The sequence below is a fragment of the Rudaea sp. genome (assembly GCF_036560865.1).
Lineage (GTDB): Bacteria > Pseudomonadota > Gammaproteobacteria > Xanthomonadales > Rhodanobacteraceae > Rudaea.
Window position 1 is genome coordinate 1 of record NZ_DATBQK010000035.1, and the last position, 11516, is coordinate 11516.

Sequence of the window (11516 nt, forward strand, 5' to 3'; positions counted from 1 at the left end):
GAGGGCGAGCGCGACGCGCCGAAGTCGATGCTGGAACTTGAAGTGATGGTGCGCGGCGTGTTTGAGCGCCGGCGTTTTCTCGACCTGCTGCAGCATTTCATCGCGTTCGAGGAAGACGCCGATAGCGGCGCGCTGCACAAGATCATCGCGGGCTATCACCAATTTCACGCAGTGAACGCGGCGGTGGAGGAAACGCTGCGCGCGAGCGGCATGCGCTCGGCCGAAGAACGTGGCGAATATTGGGCCGGTCGTATGCACGGTGGCCAGCCGGGAGATCGCCGCGCCGGCGTGGTCTGGCATACCCAAGGCAGCGGCAAGAGTTTTTCGATGCTGTTCTACGCCGGGCGCATCATCCGCCAGCCGGCGATGCAAAACCCGACGCTGGTCGTGCTCACTGATCGCAACGATCTCGATGACCAGTTGTTCGGTCAGTTCCAGCGTTGCCACGATATTCTCGGCCAGATGCCGGTGCAGGCAGCCAGCCGCGACAAGCTGCGCGAATTGCTGTCCGTGGCGAGCGGCGGCGTGGTGTTCACGACGATCCAGAAATTCCTGCCCGAGAAGGGCGAGAAGATGCCGTCGCTGAGCATGCGTCGAAATATCGTCGTCATCGCCGACGAAGCGCATCGCAGCCAATACGATCTGATCGATGGCTTGGCGCGGCATATGCGCGATGCGCTTCCTCGCGGATCCTTCATCGGGTTCACCGGTACGCCAATCGAGAAAACCGATGCCAACACGCGTGCGGTGTTCGGCGATTACATCAGTATTTACGACATCCAGCGCGCGGTCGCGGACAAAGCTACGGTACCCATTTACTACGAGAGCCGTATCGCCAAGCTCGGCTTGAACGCGGCGCAGCTCTCGGAACTCGATGCGGAGTTCGATGAGATCACCGAGGGCGAAGAACAGACGAGTCGCGAGAAGCTCAAGACCAAATGGGCCGCGCTCGAAGCACTCGTCGGCGATCCCAAGCGTATTGCCATCATCGCCGCCGACCTCGTGACGCATTTCGAGAAGCGCTTTGAGGCGACCGGTGGCAAAGCGATGGTCGTGTGCATGAGCCGGCGCATCTGCGTGGAATTGCATGACGCAATCATCAAGCTGCGACCGCAATGGGCCAGCACAAAGGAAGACACCGCCGAAGCGGAGAAAGGCAAGGACTGCATCGTCAAGGTAGTGATGACGGGCGGCGCCGCCGATGGGCCTGCATGGCAACCGCACATTCGCAGCAAGGACAAGCGCCGCAAACTCGCGAACCGATTCAAGGACGCTAAAGATCCATTCCGCATCGTGATCGTGCGCGACATGTGGCTGACAGGCTTCGATGCGCCGAACCTGCAGACAATGTATGCGGACAAGCCAATGCAAGGCCACGGTCTGATGCAGGCGATCGCGCGCGTGAACCGCGTGTTCCGGCAGAAGTCCGGCGGCCTGGTCGTCGATTACCTCGGCCTTGCCGATCAGTTGAAACGCGCGCTGGCGACCTACACCGAAAGCGGCGGCAAGGGCGACCCGACCTACGACATCGCCCAGGCCATTGCGGTGATGCTGGAAAAACACGGCATCGCGGGCGACATGTTGCACGGCTGCGACTGGTCGAAATGGACGACGGGCACGCCGATCGAGCGCCTCGCGCTGATCCCGGCGGCGCAGGAACGCATTCTCGAACAGGAAAACGGCAAGCCGCGCTTCGTCCAGGTCGTCACCGACTTGTCACGCGCATTCGCGCTGTGCGCCGCCAGCACAGAAGCAACCGCAATCCGCGATGACATTTCCTTCTACCAGACCGTACAAGCCGCGCTCAACAAGCAGGAGACGGCCAATCGCAAGACACCCGAGCAGCTGGAAGCAGCCGTGCGCCAGCTGGTCTCCAAGGCCATCGTCGCCGATGGACAGGTGATCGATGTCTTCACCGCTGCGGGATTGCCGAAGCCGGACATCAGCATCCTGTCCGACCAATTCCTCGCCGAGGTGCGTGGGCTCAAGTACAAGAATGTCGCAGCAGAGCTGCTGGCGAAACTGCTGAAGGACGAGATCAAGACGCAGTCAAAGCACAATCTCGTCCAGTCGCAACTGTTCAGCGAAAAACTCAAGAAAGCGCTCAATGCCTATCACAACCGCGCGATCGCGACGCAGGAAGTGATCGATGAGTTGATCAAGCTTGCGAAGGAAATGGAAGCCGCAAACAAGCGCGGCGCCGAACTCGGTTTGAGCGATGATGAAGTCGCGTTCTACGATGCGCTCGCGACCAACGGCAGCGCGCGCCAGGTCATGGGCGATGACAAGCTGAAAGTCATTGCGACCGAACTCATCACGAAGGTTCGCAGCAGTGCCACGATCGATTGGCAGTACCGCGAAGGCGCCCGCGCGAGAATCCGCGTGCTCGTGAAACGTATTCTCAACAAGTACGGCTATCCGCCGGACCTTCAGGATGCGGCCATGCAGACGGTGCTTCGGCAGGCGGAGTTGCTATGTGCGGATTGGACCGTGTCCGAACGCGCGTGACCCATATTTACTGCGGCAGCTTCACGCAGCTTGCGCGAGCCTCAACCGTCCACCCAGCCGCAGCTCTTTGAAAGAGATCAGCCGCCGACTCTCTTCGTCCCACAACACCAAGCGCACGGACTTCAAACTTTGCAGCAGGGTCAGGCGACCGACATCGCGCAGCTCGGGGTGATCGCGCAGCACGTCGGGTAGGCGATAGTACGGAATCAGGCTGGACAGGTGATGCACATGGTGCATGCCGATGTTGGCGGTAAACCAGCGCAGCACCGGCGGCAGATCGTAGTGTGAGCTGCCGTGCAGCGCGGCTTCGTGCACGTTCCAGGTTTCGCCTTTGGCCCAGTACGTGCGCTCGAACTGATGCTGCACGTAAAACAGCCACACGCCGATCGTGGCGCCGAGCAGCATGATGGGTGCGTGGACCAACAGAAACGTCTGCACACCGACGACCCAGATCAGCAGGCCGATCACGGCGGCGACTGCGGCATTGGTGCCCATCGTGCTCGCCCACGGCCGCCATCCGTCGCGCATGCGGCCCGCCGGCAGGCGGCTCTGCAACACGAAAAGAAAAACCGGGCCGATGCCGAACATCACGGCCGGATGCCGGTAGGCGCGATAGCGCAGTCGCGTCCAGCGCGTACGCGCGAGATACTCGGCGACCGTCAACGTATCGACATCGCCGACGCCACGCTGGGCGAGATTGCCGGAGGTGGCGTGATGAATCGCGTGACCGTGGCGCCAATGATCGTAGGGCATCAGGGTCACCACGCTGATCGCGCGACCGACCCAGTCGTTGACTCTTCGGTTCGCAAAAAAGGCGCGGTGGCCGCAATCGTGCTGAATCAGGAAAAGACGGATCAGCAGACCGGCGGCAGGCAAGGCCAGCAGCAGGTAAAGCCAGATGTGCCCGCGCGTCAACGCCCAGTACATGAGCACCCAGGCGAGGGTGAACGGTATTGCGGTGATCGCGAGTTCGTAGACACCGCGCCCTGCGTTGGGCGTGCGGTAGCCGCTCAGCCTGCGTCGCCAGCGCGAGACATCACTCGCTGGGCTTGCGTTTTCATCGCTGGCTGACATTGTCGCGTTCCCTTGTGCGCCCCTAAGCGCTGCGCGGTCAGCAACTATACCCTGAAGCGTGTTAGTGCCGGGTGAAATTGGGCGCAAGGTCAGACACTCTGGTGTCGCGTTTGACTGTCGTGCAATACCGTATCGATCCATTCGATCCAATGCCGCACCGGCACCGCGGCCGCGCCTTCGAGCTGCGACAGGCAGCCGATATTCGCCGACAAAATCATCGCCGGCCGTTCGCGCTGCAGGTTGTCGAGCTTGCGTTCGCGCAGGCGTACGGATAGCTCGGACTGCAGGATCGAGTAGGTGCCGGCCGAGCCGCAGCACAGATGCGCCTCCTGCACCGGCACGAGCTCCGCGCCGAACGCCGTGAGCAAGGCTTCGACCGTGCCGCGGATCTTCAGCGCATGCTGCAAGGTGCACGGTGGATGGAAAGCGACTCGGCGAAGATTATCCGGTAACACGATTGGTTTACTCGCGATCAACGGCTGCAGCAACGTCGGCAGATATTCGGCCAGGTCGCGCGTCAAGGCGACGACGCGCTGCGCTTTCTCCGCGTATGCCGGATCGTCGTGCAACAGATGTGCATAGTCCTTGACCATCGCGCCGCAACCCGAGGCATTGATGACGATCGCCTCGATGCCACCTTCGACGATATGCAGCCACCACGCATCGATATTGCGCCGCGCGTGCTCCTGCGCTTGCACCTGCGCGCTCAGATGAAAATCGATAGCGCCACAGCAGCCGGAGCGCGACTCGACGATCGCCTCGACGCCGACTGCGTCGAGCACACGTGCGGTCGCGGCATCGATCGCCGGAATCAATGCCGGCTGCACGCAGCCGTTGAGCAGCAGCACCTTGCGCGCCTGCGTTCGACTCGGCCACGCGCCAGCGGCGCGCAGCGGCGGCAGCTTGCTGCGCAAGGTTGCCGGCATCAGCGGACGCAGTGTGCGGCCCAGGCGGGTCAGCGGATCGAAAATCCAGCGTCGCGTGAGCGCGCCACGCAACACTGCGCGCTGCAGGCGCTCGCGCAAGGGCCGGCGCACGCGCTCGTCGACCGCGGCGCGGCCGATATCGACCAGCCGCCCGTATTCGACGCCGGACGGGCAGGTCGTTTCGCAATTGCGGCAGGTCAGGCAGCGATCCAGATGCTGCTGGGTCGAACGGCTCGGTGCTTCGCCCTCGAGCATGCGCTTGATCTGATAGATGCGTCCGCGCGGCCCGTCGAGCTCGTCGCCGAGCAATTGATAGGTTGGGCAGGTCGCGTTGCAAAATCCACAATGCACACAAGTGCGCAAAATGGATTCCGCCTCGGCGCCGGTCGGCGTGCCCTTGATCCAGTCGGCGAGATGCGTCTCCATGCTCAGAACTCCGCGACCAGTCGACCGCGATTGAAGATGCCGTGCGGATCGAACTGCGTCTTCAGCCGCTTGTGCAATTCGAGATTGAGCGGCGCAAGCGGATGGAACATCGACGCATCGCGTACGCCGCGCCAGATCGTCGCCGTGCCGCCGAGCTTTTCCGCGACGCCGCGGATGGCGCTGGCCGGCGCATCGCTCCACAGCCAGCGCAAGGCGCCGGACCACTCGAGCAGATCGCCGCCGGAAATCTCCAGAGCCGCCGTCGCCGGCAGCGACAAACGCCACAGACGAGCGCCGCGCGCGTGGTGAAAAAACGCATGCGTCTGATCGCGCAAATCCTGCCACCATGCTTGCGCTTGGCCTGCGTCCTGTGTTTCCCCGCCGAGCGTTGCACGCGCGGCGCGCAGCGCGCTGGCCGATCCCGACAGGCGCACACATAGGCTACCCGCGTACCAGGATGTCGCCGAAATCGGCAGCGCTTGCGCACGCCAGCGATTGCAATGCTCGAATGCCTGCGCGGCACTGCATTCGAAACGCAGGGTCGTTTCTACACGCGGCCGCGGCAGCACCTTGAGCGAGACCTCGGCGATCAGGCCGAGCACGCCGAGCGATCCGCACAGCAGGCGCGAGACATCGAAACCCGCGACGTTCTTCATCACCTGGCCGCCGAAATACAGCAGCTCGCCTTGCGCATCGAGCAAGGCCACGCCAAGCACGAAATCGCGCAGCGCACCTGCGCTCGCGCGGCGCGGGCCGGACAGTCCGGCGGCGGCCACGCCGCCGATGGTCGGATCGCCGCCGAATGCGGGCGGCTCGAACGGCAGGAATTGTCCCTGCGCCGCGAGTGCGCGTTCGATCTCGGACAACGGCGTGCCGCAGCGCGCGGTGATCACGAGTTCGGACGGCTCGTAATTGACGATGCCGGCGTGCTCGCGCGTGTCGAGGATTTCGCCGGCCAGCGCTTCGCCATAGAAATCCTTGGTGCCGGCGCCGCGCAGGCGCAATGGCGTCCGCGTCTTATTGGCAGCGACGATGCGTTCGCGCAGATTGGCCAGCGCTGCGTCCACTGTCAGAAGCGCGGCAAGTCGGCGAACGGCAACGCGCCGCGATGCACATGCATGCGTCCGTATTCCGCGCAACGCGCGAGCGTTGGAATCGCCTTGCCCGGATTGAGCAGATCGTGCGCATCGAAGGCGTGCTTGACGCCGAAGAACGCCGCGCACTCGGCCGCAGAAAACTGCACGCACATCGAATTGATCTTCTCGATGCCGACGCCGTGTTCGCCGGTGATCGTGCCGCCGAGCTTGACGCAGAGTTCGAGAATATCGGCGCCGAAGCGGTCCGCGCGTTCCCATTCGCCAGGCTGGTTGGCGTCGAACAGGATCAGCGGGTGCAGGTTGCCGTCGCCGGCATGGAACACGTTCATGCAGCGCAAAGTATACTTTTCCTCCATCCGCTCGATCGCGCGCAGCACGTGGCCCAGATGCTTGCGCGGAATCGTGCCGTCCATGCAGTAATAGTCGGGCGAGACGCGGCCCGCGGCGGGAAACGCGTTCTTGCGGCCCGACCAGAAGCGTTGACGCTCGCTTTCCGATTGCGAGACCGTGCAGGCGATCGAACCGGCCGCCTTGAGCACGCGTTCCATTTCGCCGATTTCGTCGGCGACTTCCTCGGGCGTGCCGTCGGATTCGGCAAGCAGGATCGCGGCGGCGTGCAAATCGTAGCCGGCCTTGACGAACGGTTCGACCGCATTGGTCGCCTTGCGATCCATCATCTCGAGCCCCGCCGGAATGATGCCCGCCGCAACGATCGCCGCGACCGCGTCGCCGGCCTTGACCACGTCATCGAACGAGGCCATCACCACCTGTGCCAGCTGCGGCTTCGGCACCAGCTTGAGGGTGACCTCGGTGACCACGATCAGCATGCCTTCGGAGCCGATTGCGAGCGCGAGCAGGTCGAGGCCCGGCGCATCCAGCATGCTGCCGCCGAGCGTGATCGCTTCGCCGTCGACCGTGTAGCCGCGCAGGCCAAGCACGTTGTGGATCGTCAGTCCGTATTTGAGGCAATGCACGCCGCCGGAATTCTCGGCGACGTTGCCGCCGATCGTGCAGGCGATTTGCGAGGACGGATCCGGCGCGTAGTACAAGCCGTACGGCGCAGCGGCTTCCGACACGGCGAGATTGCGCACGCCCGGCTGCACGCGCGCGATGCAGGCGACCGGGTCGAGTTCAAGGATGCGGTTCAATTTCGCCAGCGACAGCACGATACCGTCGGCACACGGCATCGCGCCGCCGGACAACCCGGTGCCCGCACCGCGCGCGACAACCGGCACGCGCAGTTCGCGGCAGATGCGCAGAATCCGACACACCTGCTGTTCGGTTTCCGGCAGTGCGACCGCCAGCGGCGTCTGCCGGAACGCGGCCAGGCCGTCGCAATCGAACGGCACGGTCTGCTCGGGGCGGAACAGCAGGCTGGCGGCCGGCAAAACTGCGCCGAGCGAGCGCGCAAGCTGCTGCTGCCGTCCGGCCAAATCAGGCGCTGCTGCAGCATTGGCGGACCGATTCATATCGTCACTGCCTCAGGGCGGGCTTCGGCGTCATCGCCAGATACGCTTCATCCTAAACCGGAATGCCGATGCGTGCAGCCGCAGCGCTGGAATTGGCCGAACGGACAGGTGACATGTCGCCCGCGTGGGGGTATACATGCGCAGCTTTGGTTCCAGCGCACCAGGGGACGGTGGTACGACAGCGGACGTCGCTCTGCACAAAATATAAAAATATACTGGCGCCGCGGCGCCCGCGGTGCAAAATCCGCAGCGCCCGCGTCCCAACGCCGAGGGAGAAACCATGTTCACGCAATTGATCGACCCGCTCAACAATCTCACGCTTACCTGTCTCGTCGCCCTGATTCCCGTTGTCTTCCTGCTCGTGCTGCTCGCGGTGTTCCGCACACCGGCATGGATTGCCGTGCTCGCCGGTTCGATTCTCACCTTCGCGCTCGCCGTGTGGGTGTGGCAGATGCCGGTCGATGTCGGCACGCAGGCCTATCTCAATGGTTCGGCCACCGGAGTGTGGAACGTGGACTGGATTACCTTCTGGGGCCTGATCCTGTTCAACACCCTGTCGCTGACCGGCCTGTTCGAGAATTTCCGGCGCTGGCTCATTGCGCAGGGCAGTCTCGATGTGCGCGTGCAGACGATGCTGTTCGCCTGGGCATTCGGCGCGCTGCTCGAAGGTCTGGTCGGCTTCGGCTATCCGTGGGCGGTGGTTGCGCCGATCCTGATTTCGCTGGGCATTTCCGATCTCAACGCAATCCGCGTCGCGGCGATCGCGAACAACGCGCCGGTGTCGTACGGCGCGCTCGGCGCACCGATCATCGCGCTGGCGGCGGTGACCGGATATCCGCTGCTCGCGCTGTCGGGTTCGGTCGGTTCGGTGGTCGCGGTGCTCGCGCTCTTGCCGCCGTGGGTGCTGCTCTACCTCGTCTCGGGCAAGCAGGGCATGTTGAGCGCGTGGCCGCTCGCCGTGGTCGGCTCGCTCGGTTATATCGCCGGCCAGTATCCGGTCGCGGTATACCTCGGGCCGTATCTGCCCGACGTGACCGGCGCAATCGTCTGCTTCGCCTCCCTGCTGCTGCTGCTCAAGTTCTGGCAGCCGAAGACCGTGCTCGGCTACGGCGGCGTGCCGCTGGATGCCGCAGCGCTGGCGAAAGGCAACGAGGACCACGGCCTCAAGCCGGCCGACGTGCTGCAGGCCTGGATGCCGTTCGTGATCCTGCTCGTTGTCGTCACCGCATGGACCGGACCGTGGTCGCCGCTGCCAAAAGTCACCTGGTTCACGACCCAGGTGGTCGCGAGCGCGCCGGAAATCAAGACCAATATCACCGCCGCGTTCAAGTTCGCGCCCTGGGTCGGCGGCACCGCGATTCTGGCCTCGTGGATTCTGGTCGCGATCTGGCTCGCCGCGATCGGCAAATTGAACGGCAAGCTGGTCGGCGAGATATTCCGCAAAACCTTCCAGCAGATGTGGGGCGCGCTGCTGGTCGGCGTATTCATCTTCGGCCTCGCCTATGTGTTCAATTTTTCCGGCATGGCGTCGTCGCTGGCGAAAGGCTTCTCGACCCTGGGTACGGCCTTCATCATCGTCGCCCCGATCCTCGGCTTTATCGGCGTAGCACTGTCGGGATCCAATACCTCGACGAATGCGATGTTCGGCAAGTTCCAGGCCCTGGTCGGTGTGCAACTCGGATTTCCGCCGCTGCTGCTGCCGACCCTGAACTCGGTCGGCGCGGAGATCGGCAAGCCGATCGCGCCGCAGACTGCGAGCGTGGGCGTGTCGACGAGCAAGTTCGTGCGCAGGGAAGGCGACGTGATCCGCCACAATATGGGTTGGACCTTCATCCTGCTCGCTTATCTGATCGTGATCGCGATCGGCTTCTATTTCCTGCATCCGGCGAGCATGACCTTGCCGCCGCCGGCACCGTAAGGATCAACTAAAGCGCAGGACGAAAGCGTGTCCGCCGTTCGCATCGACGCTTTCGTCCAGCGCCCAGCCCCAGCGTTCGCAGACGCGGCTGATCATGCCCAGGCCCAGCGCGTATTCGCGCGTGTCGAGAGCGGCGCGCGCCGACTTGTTTGAATCCGCGGCGGGCACGGCACTCTCGTGGGCGACGCTGAACGCATCGGGCGCCACCTTCACGCGCAGGATGCCGCCGTCGGCGAACTGGGTGACCGCACGCAGCAGATTGCCGATGATCACGCGCAGAACCTTCTGCGGCGCGGCGATCGCCACGGCGGGCACGCCTTCGCGTTCGAGCAGCAGGTGCTTCTCGCGCAGCGCATCGGCGCGTTCGCTGAGCAGGCCGCCGACCAGCGCGTCCAGATCGGGCGTTCTGCCTTCGTTGGCCTCGGCCTCGTCGCTGCGCGCGAGCACGAGCAGTGCGTCGAGCAGATCGCGCAATTCGTCGGCGCCGCGCTGTATGCGTTTAAGGCGCGTCGCGGTCGCTGCATCGCAGTTGCCCGCGTCCATCAGCACTTCGATCGCGCCGCGGATCACCGCGAGCGGCGTGCGCAATTCGTGGCTCGCGTCGGCGGTGAACGTGCGCTCGCGGCGCACGTATTCGTAGAGCTTCTGCTGATAGCGGTCGAACGCCTGGGCGAGCGTGCCGACTTCGTCGTTGGCGAAATCCGGTGCGAGTTCGACCACGCCGCGGCGCGAGGGTTCGAGCACATCCACCCGCTGCGCGAGTCGACGCACCGGGTCGATCGCGCGTCCGCCCCAGAACCAGCCCAGCCAGGCCGACAACGCTGTACCGAAAACCACGAGCGCAATCAGGTCGCGCATAAGGCGGCGTTCGCGTGCGCCTTCCAGACCCATCTCGAGCACCACGTACAGACGATGACCGGCGACGTCGTAAATCGAAACGTAGCGTTCGGGCCCGTCGCTTTCGATTTCGTAGGGGCCGCCCGGCGCAAGTTTTTCCATCTCCGCCGGCGGCACGTCACTGACGGTGCCAACACTTGCTTCGGTTGCGCTGATTGCGCCGCCCGGCGCGTCGAGAGCGCGCAGAAAAGTATAAAAATGCAGGGTGTGCGGATGCGGCGGGAGGCTGTCCTCGGCATAGCGGTCGCGCAGAAATTCGCCTTCGACGCGCAGCATCTCGGTGACAACGCGATTGACGTAAGCGTCGGAGAAATGCACCGCGATCAGCGCCAAACAGATGCTGACGACGCAGCCGAGCGCGGCGAATGCGATCGCAACACGAGTGCGCAGGCTGAGCTTGACGCGCGTCGTCATGGTTTTGCGACCCCGTGTGTCGAGTGCGAAGCGAACCTGCGTGTGTGGATTACGCCTCCGCGTGTTCCGCGATGCGATAACCGAAACCGTGCACAGTATGCAGCAGGCGCGTCTCGAACGGCCGGTCGATCGCCGAACGCAGCACGGAAAAATGCGTATGCAGGGTCGCGATATCGCCGCCGCCCTCGCCCCACAGCGCATGCGCGAGATCGTTGTGGCGCACGAGATTCGGCGCACGCCGCATCAGGGTTTCGAGCAGGACGAAACCGGCGCGGGTCAGATTGAGCGTCTGTCCGGCGCGCTCGACCGTGAGCTTGACCGGATCCAGGGTCAGGTCGGCGACGTGCAGCAGATCGCCGTGCTGCAGACGCCCGCGGCGATAGAGTGCGCGGATGCGCGCCTCGAGCTCCTTCATCGCGAAGGGTTTCACGACATAGTCGTCGGCGCCCTCGGCGAAACCGATCAATTTATCCTGCAGGGTATCGCGCGCGGTGAGCATCAGTACCGGCGTATTGTGGCCGGCCTCGCGCAGTGCGCGGCACAGATCGATGCCGTCGAGCTTGGGCAGGCCCAGATCGAGGACGATCACGTCGTAAACACCGCCCAGCGCCATGCGCAGACCGTTCGCGCCGTCGGCGGCGTGATCCATGACGAAGCCGCGAAATTCCAGATAATCCCAGATGTTCGCCGCGATATCGCGCTGGTCTTCAACGAGGAGGATGCGCAGCATGGTGCGATTACTTTACGCCGGTGAGCGGCGCCGATAGCTGCGCCTTGGCCGACAAGT

8 protein-coding genes are annotated in these 11516 nt (G+C 64.0%); 2 read left to right on the forward strand and 6 right to left on the reverse strand.

Going from position 1 to position 11516, the window contains the following annotated elements:
* Window positions 1-2508: type I restriction endonuclease subunit R (locus tag VIE67_RS04380; RefSeq protein WP_332023646.1), on the forward strand; the 2508-nt coding region annotated here is incomplete at its 5' end.
* Window positions 2509-2529: 21 nt separating this feature from the next.
* Here the strand turns inward: VIE67_RS04380 and VIE67_RS04385 are convergent.
* From VIE67_RS04385 to VIE67_RS04400, 4 genes are all read right to left on the reverse strand, one after another.
* Window positions 2530-3582: a fatty acid desaturase gene (locus tag VIE67_RS04385; RefSeq protein WP_332023648.1), complete on the reverse strand. Its 1053-nt coding sequence runs from the start codon at window positions 3580-3582 to the stop codon at window positions 2530-2532.
* A gap of 89 nt (window positions 3583-3671) precedes the next feature.
* On the reverse strand, window positions 3672-4934 hold the full coding sequence (glcF, locus tag VIE67_RS04390) for a glycolate oxidase subunit GlcF (RefSeq protein WP_332023650.1): 1263 nt from the start codon (window positions 4932-4934) through the stop codon (window positions 3672-3674).
* Between the two features lie 2 nt (window positions 4935-4936).
* Window positions 4937-6001: a glycolate oxidase subunit GlcE gene (gene glcE / locus VIE67_RS04395; protein ID WP_332023651.1), complete on the reverse strand. Its 1065-nt coding sequence runs from the start codon at window positions 5999-6001 to the stop codon at window positions 4937-4939.
* A gap of 2 nt (window positions 6002-6003) precedes the next feature.
* Complete coding sequence (locus tag VIE67_RS04400; protein WP_332023652.1) at window positions 6004-7500, reverse strand: FAD-linked oxidase C-terminal domain-containing protein; 1497 nt, start codon at window positions 7498-7500, stop codon at window positions 6004-6006.
* 280 nt (window positions 7501-7780) lie between these two features.
* Here VIE67_RS04400 and VIE67_RS04405 point away from each other — a divergent pair, with 280 nt between their 5' ends.
* Window positions 7781-9418, forward strand: a complete 1638-nt coding sequence (locus VIE67_RS04405; RefSeq protein ID WP_332023654.1) for an L-lactate permease — start codon at window positions 7781-7783, stop codon at window positions 9416-9418.
* Between the two features lie 3 nt (window positions 9419-9421).
* On the opposite strand, the gene VIE67_RS04410 is transcribed toward VIE67_RS04405, so the two are convergent.
* Together VIE67_RS04410 and VIE67_RS04415 are read right to left on the reverse strand one after the other, a co-directional pair.
* Complete coding sequence (locus tag VIE67_RS04410) at window positions 9422-10729, reverse strand: sensor histidine kinase (protein ID WP_332023655.1); 1308 nt, start codon at window positions 10727-10729, stop codon at window positions 9422-9424.
* A 49-nt stretch (window positions 10730-10778) separates the two neighbouring features.
* Entirely contained in the window at window positions 10779-11459 is a 681-nt protein-coding gene (locus tag VIE67_RS04415) for a response regulator transcription factor (RefSeq protein WP_332023657.1), read from the reverse strand.
* Window positions 11460-11516 lie beyond the last annotated feature (57 nt).